Below are 16,179 nucleotides of genomic sequence, written 5' to 3' on the forward strand. Positions count from 1 at the left end.
TGCCGTTTACCATGTCCTCGGATCGCGATCGTTGGCAGCATATTGGACGCTGCCGTTCACCAGCTCAGCGTCCGGAAAGCGAGGTGATGCAGTCCTCGTACCTACTGTGGAACTAGGATCGCTGCAGCCCAAGAGAAACTCCACATCGCTTTGCGAGCAGCCAGCCTGTTACGACTGCCATCGGCGGGGGCGTGAGATCAAAAAATGGCGGCAAAAACTCAAAGTCCAGGGCAAAATTTCTCCGCCACGTGTCTCGAAACTCCCACTCCTGACGGCTTTACACCCCGGGGCCGGTCACTACGAGCTTACCGAACGAGCCTCGTTCCAAGTGGTCTAGAGCGGCTGGGAGCTGATCGAACGGATACGTTCTCTCGATCACGGGTTTCAGTTCCTGCCAGTCGACCGCGCGCACCAGGTCTTCTAGCGCACGCCGTGGCCCGACCGCGATGCCCTGCAGAGTGGCGCGTGTCTCCAGCAGCGGAAAGACGGAGGTCCGCAGCTCGTCTCCCTGCAGAATGCCGATAGCCGATATGCGGCCGCCTTGTGTCAATGACGCGAGCGACTGGCCGAAGTTATCTCCGCCGGCCAACTCAACAACGTGGTCGGCTCCGCGTCCACCAGTAATCTCACGCACTACTGCGGCCCAGTCCGGCGTCTGCTTGCGATTGATGCCGTAGGCAGCGCCCAGGTGCTTGACGCGTTCCAGCTTGCCGTCGTCGCCGGAAATCACGACGACCCGTGCACCCTGAGCTCGCGCGATCTGCACTGCGAACAGGGCGACGCCACCGGTTCCGATCACAACCACGGTGTCGCCTGGACGAGTCGACGCATTCTCGGTGAGCGCAAACCAAGCAGTCAGGCCGGCGCAGGTTAGTGTGCTGGCCTGAACCGGGTCCAGCGAACGCGGCGCAAGCGCAAGCGAGTCCTCGCCGAGCACGACATATTCGGACAGCATGCCCGGCCCGGGAGCGCCGTGCATCACGCTAGTGCGCGGCTGGACGCCATCGACCCAGTCGGAGAAGAAAGTGTTGATCACAGCGTCGCCCACCGCGAAGCTAGTGACGCCCGGTCCCATATCGACAACCTCACCGCTCATGTCGGAAGCTGGCACGAGGGGCAGCGGCAATGGCATGCCCATCCCGTCCCGGGTGATCAGCAGATCACGATAGTTCAATGCGATGGCTTGCACCTTCACCAGCACCTGCCCAGGGCCGGGCACCGGCACAGGGACTTCGGCTAGTTTCAGATTTGCACGACCATAGGTAGACAATTGCCAGCGTTGCATCGAAGACGGCATAGCGTTCTCCCGTATCAATATGATGAGAGACGCAGGATAATGGTTCTGTGGACTACGGAGTGCTTCATATTGATCGGCAGTATGCAGATAAAATGGAACCAATAAGTGGAACCTGTCTCACATGATCGGCTGGCCGGAATTAGCGCCTTCGTGGCGGCAGTAGAATCGGGAAGCTTCGCGCAGGCGGCGGCGCGATTGGGGCTGACCCGCTCTGCAGTGGGCAAATCAATCGCCCGACTTGAGGCGCGGCTGGGGACCAGACTCTTCGTGCGAACAACGCGTAGTCAGAGCCTGACTGACGATGGCCAGGTCTTCTACGAGCGTTGCGCCCGTGCATTGGAGGAGCTGGACGCCGCGCAGCACATCCTCGAAGCAGGGCGCGACGAGCCGGCAGGTCGGGTACGGATAAGCGCCCCGGTAGTTTTCGGTCGTTTGCACGTGACGCCCGTTTTGCTACGTCTGGCGAAGCGCTATCCGCGGCTCCAGCTTGAGGGGATCTTCACTGATCGCTTAGTCGACTTCGTCGACGACGGCATCGATCTCGCAATCCGCAGTGGTCTCCTAGCCGACAGCGATGCCATTGTGGCGCGCCGACTCGGCGAGCAGCCCATGGTACTCTGTGCGTCGCCCGCCTATCTGGAGAGCCACGGAACGCCGCGTGATCTTGCCGATCTCGCCGCACACCGAGGCATCAACTATATGCGCGGGGGTCGGGCATTCCCTTGGCCACTGACGGACGCGACCGGGCATATGGTGGAGACGGAAATCGCGCACAGGATTGGATTCGACGACATCGGGGCGATAGCTGCCGCCGCTGTCGATGGTGCTGGGCTTGCACACGTCCCGTATTGGCTAGTGAACGAATATTTGCAGTCGGGTGCACTCGTCCGTGTCCTCGGTGAAGCCTCGTCGGTCATGGTCCCGTTGCATGCTATTTGGCCCCGGACGCGCTATCTGCCGTACAAGTTGCGAGTAGTGATAGACACGCTGTTAGACGCCATTCCACCGTCCCTGCGACCGGCAAATCAGCTTGCTGGTCCGCCATACCCGCCTTGATCGACGCGCACAAGCTCAGATATTGCCGAGTACTACTGCGCGCGCGACGGCCTGACTTCGTTGCTGCTTAGTGCGATTGTGATAAGGCCTTCGCCGTAGATCCCCGTGCGGAGTGACACGGTTAGTTTTCGCTACGATGAATTAAACGCGTTGACTGCTCAGTTTTTGCGCAATTGCATATCCGCAAAAATATGAATGTCGCCGATGATCCAAACGTCCGTTGAATTCGGATACTTCTGCGGCCATTCTGTTGCGTCGATGATGCGATCCCACCCGCATTCGCATGAAGCACGAACGGTGAGGTCGGTGTGCAAACACAAGCCAACTGTTTTCGGACAGGAACCCTCATGGCATCGGGTTTCGTGCGAATGATGCTGGAGTTCAGATCGGACCGTCCTGGCACCATGCGGCATGGCGCTGAGAGCAAAGCAGCGAAGCCGCCGCGCGCCGCACAACTGCACCGCGCGTGGTCGTCTTGGTATCTTTGTTAGCACGCGCCTGACTTCACGGACACGGAAGCCGGCAGGAGGAGCATTATGATCTCACGTCATGACGTCCCCGTTCACGGCCTTGGCGCCGGGCGGCGTGATTACCTTCTAAAACCACTGTTTTGCCAATCCGACGTTCGACTCGTCGAGCGAGCGGGACCGAGTGTGCAGCCTCACGGCGGCAGTTTGACTGTCTGGTCGGTTGCCTGCTGAACCTGTCGTGCAAGTTCGGCTACCTGCGCACGCTCCTGCTTGTTGGTCGACATAACGTGCACAGCGAGAAGCAGGCCGAGTGTGTCAACCGCCATATGTACTTTGCTGCCTCGCTCGCGCTTATGACCGTCGTAACCCGCACGCGGTCCGCTTTCGCGGCTCGACTGCAACGTGCGCCCGTCCAGAATCACCGCGCAGGGCTGGCCATGACGCGCCTGAGCGACCCGGACTACCAAACGCAGATCGCGCTCTGACCATTGCCTCAAAGCGGCCCGCATTCCGCCAGCGTTGCCAATGCCGCGCCGGTCTATGTGAGAAGGTGAAGGACTGCGGTTCTACAACCGGTCATGTTGGGCTAATAGCCCGGACCCTGATGAAAGACGCGCACGGAGGTCTCATTCTCTAGCCGGGAATGGATATCCCCGCCGTGTTAGTCAGGTACGCCCCGCGCGGGTCCAACCCGCTTCACATCACCGCTGGCAGTGCAAAGTGATCGTTTCTATGTGCTCATGATATCCGTGCTCGTGTCTCGTTGGCGTTTGATCGACAGGCTCGAACCGAAATCAGTCGGCCAATGGGTCGAGCTTGAAGTCATCGCCATATTTCAGCGCGGCCCACGCCAATCTCGCGTTCTTTGCGGCGATCGCGATCGCTGCCCGCCAGTAGCCCCGGCGTTCGACCAGGGTTCTGACCCACCGGCTGAAGCGGTCCTGTTTCTCGCCGAGACTGGCAATGACGGCGCGAGCTCCGTTGACCAGCAGGCCGCGCAGGTAGGCGTCGCCTGCCTTCGTAATGCTGCCCAGCCGCGCCTTGTCGCCGCTGCTGTACTGCCCGGGCGTAAGTCCGATCCAGGCTGCCACCTGGCGGCCGCTTCTGAAGTGGTGCCCGGCACCGATACTGGCGAGCAACGCGCTTGCTGTGGTTGGGCCAATGCCGCGCAACTGCATGAGCCTCCTGCTACGCGCATCCTCACGCGCGATCTCAGCGATCGCACGATCGTATTCGAGCAGGCGGTCCTCGATATTGCCGGCATGCTCAAGCAGATCGCTGATACTACGCTTCGCCCAGCCAGGCAATGTGTCCAGATGCTCCGTGATGTGCCTGCGCAACTTATCCGGACTCAGTGGCAGCACCACGCCGAATTCCGACAGCAGGCCTCGCAACCGGTTGTAGGTCGCGGTCCTCTCTTCCATGAAACCTTGTCGTGTCCTATGCAGGCAAAGCGTTGCCTGCTGATGTTCGTCCTTCAGCGGTACGAAACGCATGCTCGGGCGCGTCTCCGCTTCGCAGATCGCAGCTGCATCCGCTGCGTCGTTCTTGCCGCGCTTGCCGGACATGCGATAAGGCGCCACAAGGTTGGGCGCCATGAGTTTGACCGTATGGCCGTGCTGCTGGAACATGCGAGCCCAGTGATGTGCGCCGGAGCACGCTTCCATCCCGATGAGGCACGCTGGCAACTGCGCGATCAACGTCACCAGCTGATCGCGCGGAACACGCGGCCGGACCAGCATCGCTTTACCGGCTTCATCTACACCGTGAACGGCGAATACATTCTTGGCAAGATCGATTCCGACAGTGACAATAGGCATGGACTTCCCCTCTCGCTGGTGTTGATGAACGTTCGAAACTTCATCATGGCACGTCGATGCCGACTCGCGGCTTCCGCCGCAGCCTCGGGACGGGGAAGTCCCTTCTATGAGGAGCTGTTTGTCAAGCCGCTTGTGGCTTGACAAACAGCTGGTTGCCGATGTTTTGGACTGCAGTTTAGCGACGAGAAAGCAGTGTTTGCATTAAGGTCCGTCACATCTTTCCATGACTAATCTGAGGCCGATCAATCGCGCTCGTGAGACTCAAGGTCTGCACTCACCTTCTATCCGCTGGCCAACGGTGTGACCAGCCTCATCCTGCATGCGCGCTTCGCCCGGATATCTCCGGGGCACGCGTCCCATCTTTCAATCGGTTGCACTACAGGCAACCAGGACTTCCCACGGACGCGTACACTCCAGACCGTTTGGACTCGCTAATTGGCTAACGGACGGTTCCCTCCCTTCTGTCTACCCTTCAGGGATTATGCAGACTTCAACTGGGCGCCTTCGGGTAATACGCCATCCTGCAGATAACGCCACAACGCAATCGCAAGACGGCGGGCGACCGCCACGATCGCAACCCGCCGGATTCGGCGACTCGAGGGCGTACCCTGCGTGCGCCGATGGAACCAGAGCGTGAGCGCGCTGCCTGGCTGATAGCGCAGCCAGGACCATGCCATCTCGATGAGCAGCGCACGCACTCGCCGGTTGCCCTGTTTGCTGATGCCCTGATCCACGCGGCTTTCTCCACTGTCGAAGGGTTGCGGCGCGAGGCCAACACATGCACCGACCTGACGGCGGTTGCTGAATTGCCGCCAGAACAGTTCTAGCGCCAGTCTGGATCCGCCAACTGGCCCAATGCCGTTCAGGCGCGTGAGGCGATCGATTCGCTCACGCGCAGGCTCGGGCAGGCTGGTTTCGCGCGTCTTCTCCAAGGTAGCCAGTTGTTGCTCGACGAGTGTCAGCCGCGCGCACGCGCGAACCAACCGTTCGTGGAGCTCTGCCGGGAGTGGTGCACCATCGTGACACCGTAGCTCTCCGCGAGCGAGTCGGCCGGCGAACTTCCTGCTATCGACCTCATCCCAGCAACCGAGTGTGACCAGCAGCTTGCGCATGCGGTCACGATGCTGGAGGACTTCCTTCTGCAGTTGCCCGCGATCGCGCATCAGATGGCGGGACGCTTCGTCCTGCGTCGATGGCACCCGGATCACCCGCAAGCGATCACGTTCGCCACGTAACCACGCACGCAGACTGATGACAAGTTTGATTGCATCGAGCCGGTCAGTCTTTGCGCGCCGTTTATGGCGTTCAACCGGGATGCTCGCAGGATCGACGACATGACATTCGATCCCGCAAGCCTGTAGCGCCCGAAAGATCCAGAACGCATCCTGACCCGCTTCATAGCTGACGACGACTCGTGCATCCGCTGGCAGGGCCCATTTCTCCTTTTGCTGCCCGATCAACGTTAGCACCGCCTGCAGACGGGATACGGCTTGTGGCTCCGCTACCGTGTGCACCGCTGGGCTATCGCGCCGACCATCATGTAACGCAACCTTCCACTTCGCCGCAGCCAGTTCCAGCGACACTGCCAGCACGGGCGCTTCGGAATGTGTCATGTTTGCCTGATCTGTGCGCATGATCCTCTCCTTTGAGTAACGGCCACACGGCTGATTTTACGACCGGCGTAGGGCGCGTTCCGTGGGCCCGTCCTGCATAGGATCTTTCATTCTCTAGTCTTTGAGCGTTACTATGCACAATCCCTTCCCACGCAGAGATCGTCGACAATCGCGGTGTCGATAGAAGGATTGCGATGGCAGCCGGGTTGATGCACTGCTGTCTAGTGGCGAGAAGGCTGAAGGTATCCCGAGTGCGGACTAGAAGCAGTGTTCATGGCCAGGGAATGCCCTCGACTTTACAGCCTTGATATAGGCGCCGATAGCGGCTTCGATACTCGGCATTCCATCCATAAAGTTACGCACGAAGCGAGCGGTCTTGCCGGGAAATACACCCAACATGTCGTGCATCACAAGCACCTGACCAGAACAGTCTGGACCGGCGCCGATTCCGATGGTCGGAATCTGAAGCAGGTCAGTCAGTTCTTTGCCCACCGCCGCCGGGATAGCTTCAATCAGCAGCAGTGATGCGCCCGCCTCCTGGAGTGCCAGTGCATCCGCTTTCAATTTTTCGACATCCTCCGCTTTTTTCCCTTGAACCTTAAATCCACCAAGACGATGAACCGATTGTGGTGTCAATCCAAGGTGGGCGAACACTGGTATGCCGCGTTCCGTTAAAAATTTCACGGTATCGACCAACCAGGCACCACCTTCAAGCTTGACCATTTGCGCGCCCGCCTGCATCAGTTTCACCGCGCTTTCAAACGCAGACTCGGGCGTCGCGTAGGCGCCGAACGGGATATCAGCGGCCACCAGAGCAGACCGATTTCCACGGGAAACGCACGCTGTGTGATACGCAATATCTTCGACGGTGACCGGCAACGTCGTGGCATGGCCTTGCAACACGTTGCCCAAGGAGTCGCCGATCAGCAGCATATCGATTCCACAGCGGTCCATCAACGAAGCAAAGCTTGCGTCATAGCAGGTCAGCATCGCGATTTTCTCGCCAGCTAGTTTCATGTTCATCAGCGCTGGTGCCGTGACCGCCTTGCGTGCGGTGCTTTTGCTCTCTTGAAGATAGCAGGTCATTTCGAATTCTCGTCGTTAAAGAAAGCGTGCTATTGCAGTGGACGGAGTTTTGGCGACAGCGTATCGCCAGTGAGGATCCTTGGCATTGTACTTAGATCACCGCAGATTTGACGGCCTTGAGCGCGCCCCAGTAGCGCACGTCGAAAGCTCGCTGTGCGGCCTCGGTGCTCAGATATTCAAGGTCTTGCAGGAGCGCTGTTTCACCGATAGTGTAGACAAGGTGGTCGAACGCGTCGACGCGCACAAAACGCGTTCACTTGTGCCTTGTCTGTGAAGTCAAGCGTCTCTCCGCGTGCCATGAGGCAGTCGTTCCAGTGCAGCCGCGACGCGTTCCAGGTTGCGAACCGCACACATCGCCGTCGACGCTTGCCGCGCGGTTTTTCTCAGTGACGTTGGTTCAGCAGCCTGAATTTCGGCCAGATAGGTCGTGCGACCGTCTCCTGGACGCCGATCAGCTTGTGCGAGCTCAACCACCTCAGAGCGAACCTGCGCACTGGCGACCGGTCCGTTTGACCGAGCACCCGAAGCGACTGGGGTAGCGAATGCACCGGCAATGCGAATACGGGGTTTCTTGCTAGCCCTAGGACGGTGGTTATTTCATTCAAAAATTCTTACGTTATATTGGCGATACCGTTAGCAATGCTAATGTCATGCAAATTTTCGTTCACGAAATACAGCAATTTCCCGATGGCGTCGCACGTCATACCAGCACGCGGGGCTGTCGCTGCGCGCCTGTAATCGGAAGGGGAAACCCCAGTATGCTCCTTGAAGAAACGCGAAAAATTGCTAGCCGCAGAGAATCCCAGTTCATCGGCAACATTTATCAAGGGTACATCTCCGATCACTAGCTTGCGAATAGCCTCCTCAAGGCGAATTGCGCTCCAGAACACCTGTGGCGTGGTGTTCAGTTGGTCGCGAAATAGCGCAAACAGTCGTGCCCTCGATAATCCTGCCTCGCTCGCAATCTCGTCGATGGTTGCACGTACATCAACTCTTTCGCGCATGAGCGCTATCGCCAACCTCAACTTGCGACTGAGCAGCGGGATGCCTGCAGCCAATGGACCTGGTGAGTGCGCAACCAGCGACGCCTGAATTGCACCACTAATGAGCTCCTCAGCTGCAATCTCAATCTTCTCTTGCAGTTCCGGGTGGAACATTATCAGGTCCAAAACCTTCCATAGACTGGCGCGCAACTCAGGACTGACGGCAATACGCGGGGAGGTAAACACGAACGGCCTACCTGCCGTAGCGGCCCTTTTGTCCAACCACTCCTTATTGATGTACGCCGAAAGGAAAATGGCTGGCGCAGTTGCCGACAAAAGCTTCCCGTCGTGCTGCTCGAACGGATTAACCGCAACAGCGTGCGTCTCGCTGAAGCGGAAAACCTGCGTGCCTATCCTCGCTTCAGCGTCAGCGCCACCGAGCCACCAGACGATATGCGCTTCAGAGTGCGCGTGGGAAACTAAACACGTCCGCAATGGCAGCAGCGAAATGCGACCGAACGCTCCTTCGTGCATGGCAAATATCTCAGGCATCATCGTCTCCTACAGCAATGTCACAATCGGTCAATGTCTATCAACTTATGGTGTTTTTATTTAGTATTGCTAAGATATATTGATGGTCGTTCCAGCATGACGTTCCCTGTTACCGTTTCATATGGCGTGAAGGTCAGCCTGCCACCTCTGTTGCAAGTTCGCGTAATAGCCGCTGTGCAAGAACAGATATGCCCTCAAGTCGTGTACTCATCCAAATCGGTGCAGACATCGTGTTGACTTGAAACAATGAATCGCTTCTCGCCTACCCGCGGTGACCGGTTCGAACATTCTACGAGTTTCTTTTCTTACATTGCGTAACTCCTTCGGTCGTCAGTGATCGCTACAGGTGGAGAGCACCCATGCTCCCCGAGTAGCTATCGCATGGCCCCTTGGTCGTCTTTCCCGTCGCGTCGATCTGCGCAGGTAAATCGAACGTTGCGCCGTATGGGTCCAATTAGCTGCATAGGAAGTATTCCCTTCGTCGGTCATCACCAACAACCTAGGCGAGATGACATTCGCCACCTCACGGGCAAGCTCAATGCGGCACGCGGCCGGCAACTCCGTCACCTTGCGCTGCATGAGGAAAACTCAGTAGCAGCACACTTCATAACCGATGGTGTCGACCGAATCCCGCATCTCGGATATGAAACTGTCTCGGCGGCGCTATCGCTGCCTAGCCGTTGTTGCATACCCGAATTTGTCGCCGAGCTTCGGCCAACACCCTTCCAACGCAACACCCCCTACGCGCCGAACAGCCAAAATCTGGCTGTTCTTGTTTTCGGCGCGAGGTCTTCAGATGTGAACGACCGCATTCCTCAAGATGCCGATACGATCGATTTCATTTTCGATGACGTCACCTGGCAAGCAATAGCGTGTCGCCGCGACCAATCCCTCCTGGCCTTGCCACTTTCCGCCGAGTTCGGCGTCGGTCGACCAAGCCGTGCCTGCGGGCGTTCCGGTCAGGATGACCATGCCGGGACGTAGGGTGAAGTTGATCGAGAAGAAATGAATCAGGTCCGCGCACGTCCAGATCATGTCGGCAGTCGGACTTGATTGACGCAACTCTCCATTGATCCGGGTACGCAGTGTCAGAGTCTGCGGATCACCGATCTCATCAGCGGTGACAATGCAGGGTCCTAGCGGCGAACTGCTGTCGAAGGCTTTTCCACGACCCACTTCGTACCATGTGAAACCTTCAGGAGATCGACGAACCTGCCGATCTCTTGCGGTGACATCGTTGGCAACCGTGTAGCCGAAAACGTAATCAAGCGCACTTTCAACCGGAATGTGTCGACCTTCTCGACCGATGACAATGGCCAGTTCGGTTTCGCAATCGAGCTTCTGTGTAAGTTCGGGGTCGAAGACGATCGGCTCATCGGGCCCCACCACACAGTCCGATGTCATCACGAAAAACTCCGGCTCTTTGCCGCTGATAGGAGCGCCGACCTTTTCAGCGTTATGCGCGCGATAGTTACTACCACTGCAGAGAATAGTCGAAGGTAGAATCGGCGAGGTCAATCGCACGTCACCAAGCGAGTGCCTGCCCTCGCCGGAGTTCACGATTGCTTTCGCCACCTCCCGGCCAGCCGCGCCAGAACGAATGAAGCTTGCGGTATCGGCAAACAGAGCCCTGTTGTCCGATCTTTCTCCGATGCTAGTCGCTAACGGATCGATCATCTCGTCATCGAGCAGAAAACCAAGTCGGCGCAAGCCGCTGACTGTGAAATTAACGATTTTCATCCTTATCCTTTGCTCCCGGGGTATCCCTGTTCGTTTGTTGATGGCGACACCTCGCCCTCAAAACCAAGGTTACACCATTAGCCGACATGGTTCAACCAAAAAAACACTAATCATCGCGCCACTCCCCTGCCGGCCCTGTGATCGCCGGTTCCGATTTCCGCTCAAGAGAACGGGATCCCCCAAGCATCTACACGAGCGGAAAACAGCAGCTCACGCAGTAACTGGGTATGGATCGCCGCTTGACCTAAGTCCCGATCTACCTAGCCACAGGCATTCATCTACGGATAAAACCTTCAGGGGCGTTGCCTCACTACCCGTCGCAATATCAACGTGGCGTGGCACATTGGATCGGGTACCTTGCGAAACCGTTCGCCTACCGAGTTCCGTCGCCGAGGTAGAGGTGCAGGTCAGCGCCACAGTCTTTTTTAAGTTCATACATCACTAAATGGTGACTAAGTAGTTGACAATTGGTCACACCAAGCATTACATTGGTGCAACCAATGGCCGAATTGACGTGACTGCTGACCAAAGTCTGGTTGGCGAAATTAGACGGGATGCAAGGAGAACGCGTGATATGGAGAAGCTTGATTTTGGCGTGACGGACGTTCGTCGCCGCGTCCGACGTCTGGCCAACGTGCCATGGTTTTCGGACACTCCGAACCGGCGAATTTTCAACGCGCATGAATTGATTAGGCGCAACTATCAGATCGATAAACGCGAGCCTCTCCTGGCGCTTTTCTCCATCGTTCCAACGTTGGAGCTCGTCGAAATCGCCGCCGAATCCGAATTTGACGGCACTATTCTCGATACAGAACATGGCAGCTATGGAACCGAAACGCTACCCGCTCTGATCCTCGCAGCAAGGGCCCATCGCATTTTTCCTATCGCCCGAGTGCGATGCAATGATGCCTCTCTAATCGATGTGGTGCTCGACGCAGGTGCAGCTGGAGTGTTGGTCCCCCAGATCCGATCAATCCAAGAGACAACACAAGCAGTACGGGCCGCTCGCTTCGCGCCGGAAGGTGCGTATGGCGCCAATCCATGGATGCGAGCCGGCGGCTACGGTTGCTCTCCACGTTGGTTTGAGACGGCAAACAACGAAGCCGCCGCTCTCCCGATGATTGAAGGTTCAGAGGGCTGGAAGTATTTGCCAGCATCACGGGCATCCCCGACTGCCTGGGTCCGGTCGGCCTGTCCCATGCACTGGGAGTACCCGAGCAAATCAATCATGCGGCAATGCATGCCGCAATTATCAAAACGACTCCCCGTGCACTTGATGCGAGCTTCGCGCCGGGGACCTCTCACCCACGGCAACGGGGGCAAAAAACCTGGCTCGATTGCGGCGCGAGGTTCGTGGCGACCGATGTTGACAGAGCACACATCAGTTTCACCCTCACCAACTTCGCTCAAGACTTACGATCCGCCGCTCAGGCAAGCAGGCGCACCCAGAACTGATCACTAGCAAGGAGTTTATACGCAATGACCAAGACGAAAGTAGCAATTATTGGGTCCGGCAACATCGGGTCCGATCTAATGATCAAGGTGATACGGAACAGCAAGTATCTTGAAATGGGCGCAATGGTTGGCGTCGATCCCAGCTCAGACGGTCTCGCGCGTGCATCCCGTCTAGGTGTGGCGACAACTGCCGAAGGTATTGCCGGCCTGCTGTCCCTCGACGTCTTTAAGGATATCGAAATCGTATTCGATGCGACTTCCGCCGGCGCACATAAACACCACAATGAAGTGCTGCAGGCGCACGGTGTGCAGGTGATTGACCTAACTCCTGCCGCTATCGGCCCATATGTCATTCCCGCCATCAATCTGGAGGAAGAGGACGCGACGAATATGAACATGGTGACATGCGGCGGGCAAGCCACCATTCCAATCGTTGCGGCTGTCTCACGCGTTGCAAAGGTCCACTACGCGGAAATCGTAGCGTCGATTGCAAGCAAGTCGGCGGGCCCTGGCACTCGTGCCAACATTGATGAATTCACTGAGACCACGCGCAGTGCGATCGAGAAGCTCGGGGGTGCCACGCGCGGAAAAGCGATCATCGTACTCAATCCGGCCGAGCCGCCACTCATTATGCGAGATACCGTGTTCGTCCTCTCTGAAATGGCCGATCAACGAGCCATCGAAGAAAGCATAGAGAAGATGATCGCGAAGGTGCAGACCTACGTACCAGGTTATCGACTTAAACAGCAGGTGCAGTTCGACGTGATTCCGGCTGATAAACCGCTGAACATACCTGATGGCGGTTTGATACACGGCCTGAAGACATCGGTGTTTCTCGAAGTCGAAGGAGCAGCACACTATCTGCCTTCGTACGCCGGCAACCTCGACATCATGACCTCCGCCGCCCTCGCCTGCGGCGATCTAGTGGCACAACGTCGGCTGGCTTCAGGCATCACACGCGGCATCAAGGAGGCTGCACAATGACTCTCAATAAAAAGATCTACATTTCCGACGTGACGCTGCGCGACGGCAGCCACGCCATCCGGCATCAATATAGCGTTGCCAATGTCAAGTCAATAGCAGCCGCCCTTGATGCAGCTGGCGTCGACAGCATCGAAGTTGCGCACGGCGATGGCATCGATGGATCAAGCTTCAACTATGGATTCGGCGCACATAGCGATGTAGAGTGGATTTCGGCGGCCGCTGAAAGTGTGAAAACTGCGAAGATTGCCACGTTGCTGATTCCAGGCATCGGCACCACGCACGATCTACGCAACGCTTACGATGCGGGCGCCCGCATCGTACGGGTCGCCACGCATTGCACGGAGGCTGATGTTTCGCGCCAGCACCTTGAATTCGCACGCGAACTGGGCATGGATCCGGTCGGCTTTCTGATGATGAGCCACATGACCACACCTCAAAAGCTTGCCGCGCAGGCAAAGCTGATGGAAAGCTATGGCGCAACCTGCGTCTACGTCGTGGACTCGGGCGGCGCACTTGGTATGAATGATATTCGCGACCGGTTCCGTGCATTTAAGGATGTGCTCAAGCAAGAGACACAGACGGGGATGCATGCACACCACAATTTAAGTCTCGGCGTGGCGAATTCGATCGTTGCCGTCGAAGAGGGCTGCGACCGCGTCGACGCAAGCCTTGCCGGTATGGGTGCGGGTGCGGGTAACGCGCCGCTCGAGGTGTTCATTGCCGCCGTGGAGCGACAAGGCTGGAACCACGGTTGTGATCTATATAAGCTGATGGACGCCGCCGACGATCTGGTCCGACCGTTGCAGGACCGACCCGTGCGCGTGGATAGGGAAACGCTCGCGCTGGGTTACGCAGGCGTCTATTCGAGTTTCCTGCGCCACGCGGAGCTCGCAGCGGCCAAATATGGGCTGAAGACGGTTGACATCCTCGTCGAACTTGGTCGCCGGAAAATGGTAGGCGGCCAGGAAGACATGATCGTGGATGCTGCCCTGGATCTGCTTCGCCAGAATGCTCGTCCTGTCACCCAGCACGGTTAGGATCGCTGTGACCGCGAGGGGCTCCTCGAGTAACTACTCTTGGAGTCCCTCGCGAATCCATTTCCATCGAAATGATTGCGTCTTTTGGCGGTTGCGACAGATGGATGAGAGAATTAAAGATTATGCGCAGAATTTTACTAACGCATCAAAAGAATAGAATTGGTAGGCCGCAGTGACCCGAATTCGAGTGCCACTGATCTAATATTGCCTGATCAGCTACGTTAGTTCGATGCTCGACAGAATGATGTTTGTAAGCACTTGAAATTCTCGAAGCCCATCATCGGTTTGGCGATGCGTTTGATGGCGCGATCGCCCTGCCCGACGCCGTTACTCATGATTCTCGCCCGAGGTATTCTTCGCTCATTGCGTGGCGTGCCATCCAACACCGCCGAAACTGCGAACTGGATTTCCGGCAGCTATCCGACGGCAATCGATCATTGGATGTTGCTAAGTCCTTGAGGCAGAGCGGGCGACTATTTGCGATGCCAAATGTCCACCTTTGGTATTCGTCCGTCGCTCACTACCGGGAGCGCTACCATCCAGTCGTTTAACAACTTACGGCCTGCCACCAGAGATTCGAGAGAGCAAACTGCATTGTCGGTTGAACCGCGCTCTCATATACCGAGGCACCGCTCGCGGATACCCGGTGCTCGCTGCGTTTTCCAAATAGCTGTTGATTTTTTATTCTTCAATGGGGATGGCGGCCGGCCTGTCATCCTCATCCCCGCTTCCTAGGTTCTTGTGCTTGTTCGGCAACGCGATCCGTGCGCACATGCCATAGCATGTGCGCCACGATACAGCTCAGGCGGCTACTTGGATTCTGGCCGTGACCCGCTCTGCTAGCGGCGCACTGCTTCGGACATATCGTGCGATATGCCCAACCGGCAGTTGATAAAGAGCCAAGTGCACACAATAGCTCCGTCTAGTACGCGTATCCAACAAAAAAACTGATCAGGAGATGCTGACATCGGATATTTACGTCAGCGAGCCGAGGTCTAAAGCAGACTACCCCCGATTTTTCCGGCTAGTCCAGCCTATGCCTGGACGATTCCTAGTCAAGTGTTGCGAGGATGGCATTTGTGAGATCAAGCATAGCGGTGTGATACTCCACAGGCAGCTTCAGATCATCCATCAGCGACCTGGCTTCCTTGATGCCCTGCCTGAATGTCTCGGCGGTCTCGGCGCGCTGCTTCGTCGTGAGGTGCGGCAGCACTGCATCAAAAAACTTCCCCAATACCATAGATTGCGCGCCGAGTAGACTCACTGTCTTCGTGTTGGTGGTCACAATCTTGCCCATTTGTTCGATTGCGTCGTTGGCTTGATTCAATTTTTAAACCCCTTCTAGAACGTTCAACAGTCCTCCACATCGTCGTCAGCGACGAACGAGACTCTTCTTCCCAAGGATGACGACCGGCGCTGTTTCCGGTTTTGGCAATGCCAACACGATGAGCGACACGCGCTCTTGGTGCCAATGGACGCAACTCCTTATGTGCAGGTCATGCTTGGCGCGGCCAGCCGCACCTTTGCGATCTCAAAAAAGCTACGGCGTCGCGCAGCGCGTCAGCCTGTTCAGCCGTCGAATCGTCAGGTCGGCTCGCCGTCGCGACCGACGACAAACGGCCGGCCCGGGGATCGCCGTCTGAACTTTGTTCAGACGACTTTCGCCAGCTGGCCCTGTTTAGCAATCCTACGTGTGTTCGATTACGCGCTTATCGGAGCATCCCGTCGCGTATCTGGGAATCCAGCTCCGTCATTACGGAGGGTCTACAAACTTCGTGGTATCAACGTCGCAACGCTCTATCCCGTAAGCGGCAAAGTTATCGATGACGAGAATTGATGGCTCAACGTGGTCTTGTCTCTACCCTATTCAAGCACGTGGAGCCGGCAGCAACCCGGCCTAAAGTGCTCGGGCGTTCTACCCACCGATCTATTCAACTATTCAGTCGCGTGCGCTGTCAGCGTTCCGCGTTCAACCCCAGATCGCAGTTTGCTGTCGCATAACTCCTGGGTCTGTCATTGACTGGGGCGTATAGAGTATGTCCCCGCTCAGGGGACCCTCCAGCAGTGAGACATGGGAAATCCGAGT

General features: G+C 57.2%; 12 protein-coding genes and 2 pseudogenes. 4 read left to right on the forward strand and 10 right to left on the reverse strand.

Going from position 1 to position 16,179, the window contains the following annotated elements; translation table 11 throughout:
- Positions 1-277 precede the first annotated feature (277 nt).
- Positions 278-1,297: a zinc-dependent alcohol dehydrogenase family protein gene (locus P0D96_RS45775; RefSeq protein ID WP_408320748.1), complete on the reverse strand. Its 1,020-nt coding sequence runs from the start codon at positions 1,295-1,297 to the stop codon at positions 278-280.
- 105 nt (positions 1,298-1,402) lie between these two features.
- Between P0D96_RS45775 and P0D96_RS45780 the strand changes: the two genes are divergently transcribed.
- On the forward strand, positions 1,403-2,353 hold the full coding sequence (locus P0D96_RS45780; protein ID WP_408320750.1) for a LysR family transcriptional regulator: 951 nt from the start codon (positions 1,403-1,405) through the stop codon (positions 2,351-2,353).
- Positions 2,354-3,023: 670 nt separating this feature from the next.
- On the opposite strand, the pseudogene P0D96_RS45785 reads toward P0D96_RS45780, so the two are convergent.
- From P0D96_RS45785 to P0D96_RS45815, 7 genes and pseudogenes are all read right to left on the reverse strand, one after another.
- Positions 3,024-3,354 (reverse strand): annotated as a pseudogene (locus tag P0D96_RS45785) (transposase); the annotation flags it as partial.
- A gap of 263 nt (positions 3,355-3,617) precedes the next feature.
- On the reverse strand, positions 3,618-4,643 hold the full coding sequence (locus P0D96_RS45790) for an IS110 family RNA-guided transposase (protein ID WP_408320752.1): 1,026 nt from the start codon (positions 4,641-4,643) through the stop codon (positions 3,618-3,620).
- Between the two features lie 479 nt (positions 4,644-5,122).
- Positions 5,123-6,277 (reverse strand): IS110 family RNA-guided transposase, encoded by a 1,155-nt coding sequence (locus P0D96_RS45795; RefSeq protein ID WP_408320756.1) that lies wholly within the window; start codon positions 6,275-6,277, stop codon positions 5,123-5,125.
- Positions 6,278-6,514: 237 nt separating this feature from the next.
- Complete coding sequence (gene panB, locus P0D96_RS45800; protein ID WP_408320758.1) at positions 6,515-7,342, reverse strand: 3-methyl-2-oxobutanoate hydroxymethyltransferase; 828 nt, start codon at positions 7,340-7,342, stop codon at positions 6,515-6,517.
- A 91-nt stretch (positions 7,343-7,433) separates the two neighbouring features.
- Positions 7,434-7,586 carry a hypothetical protein gene (locus P0D96_RS45805; RefSeq protein WP_408320760.1) on the reverse strand — a complete coding sequence of 51 codons (153 nt, stop codon included), beginning with the start codon at positions 7,584-7,586 and terminating at the stop codon, positions 7,434-7,436.
- A 367-nt stretch (positions 7,587-7,953) separates the two neighbouring features.
- Positions 7,954-8,880, reverse strand: a complete 927-nt coding sequence (locus P0D96_RS45810; protein WP_408320762.1) for a helix-turn-helix domain-containing protein — start codon at positions 8,878-8,880, stop codon at positions 7,954-7,956.
- Between the two features lie 789 nt (positions 8,881-9,669).
- Positions 9,670-10,617 carry a fumarylacetoacetate hydrolase family protein gene (locus P0D96_RS45815; protein ID WP_408320764.1) on the reverse strand — a complete coding sequence of 316 codons (948 nt, stop codon included), beginning with the start codon at positions 10,615-10,617 and terminating at the stop codon, positions 9,670-9,672.
- 574 nt (positions 10,618-11,191) lie between these two features.
- On the opposite strand from P0D96_RS45815, the gene P0D96_RS45820 reads away from it, so the two are divergent.
- The 3 genes from P0D96_RS45820 to dmpG are packed head-to-tail and all read left to right on the forward strand — an operon-like array spanning position 11,192 to position 14,093.
- Complete coding sequence (locus tag P0D96_RS45820; protein WP_408320766.1) at positions 11,192-12,079, forward strand: aldolase/citrate lyase family protein; 888 nt, start codon at positions 11,192-11,194, stop codon at positions 12,077-12,079.
- 17 nt (positions 12,080-12,096) lie between these two features.
- Complete coding sequence (locus P0D96_RS45825; protein ID WP_408320768.1) at positions 12,097-13,056, forward strand: acetaldehyde dehydrogenase (acetylating); 960 nt, start codon at positions 12,097-12,099, stop codon at positions 13,054-13,056.
- The gene (gene dmpG, locus P0D96_RS45830) at positions 13,053-14,093 is read left to right on the forward strand and encodes a 4-hydroxy-2-oxovalerate aldolase (RefSeq protein ID WP_408320770.1); all 1,041 of its coding nucleotides are present in this window, start codon (positions 13,053-13,055) and stop codon (positions 14,091-14,093) included. Before P0D96_RS45825 ends, dmpG begins: the two co-directional genes overlap by 4 nt.
- A gap of 225 nt (positions 14,094-14,318) precedes the next feature.
- Here dmpG and P0D96_RS48790 read toward each other — a convergent pair.
- Together P0D96_RS48790 and P0D96_RS45835 are read right to left on the reverse strand one after the other, a co-directional pair.
- A pseudogene (locus tag P0D96_RS48790) lies at positions 14,319-14,422 on the reverse strand (IS6 family transposase); the annotation flags it as partial.
- 722 nt (positions 14,423-15,144) lie between these two features.
- Positions 15,145-15,420, reverse strand: a complete 276-nt coding sequence (locus tag P0D96_RS45835; RefSeq protein ID WP_408320772.1) for a hypothetical protein — start codon at positions 15,418-15,420, stop codon at positions 15,145-15,147.
- Positions 15,421-16,179: the final 759 nt, after the last annotated feature.

The organism is Paraburkholderia sp. RL17-347-BIC-D (genome assembly GCF_046027915.1).
Lineage (GTDB): Bacteria > Pseudomonadota > Gammaproteobacteria > Burkholderiales > Burkholderiaceae > Paraburkholderia.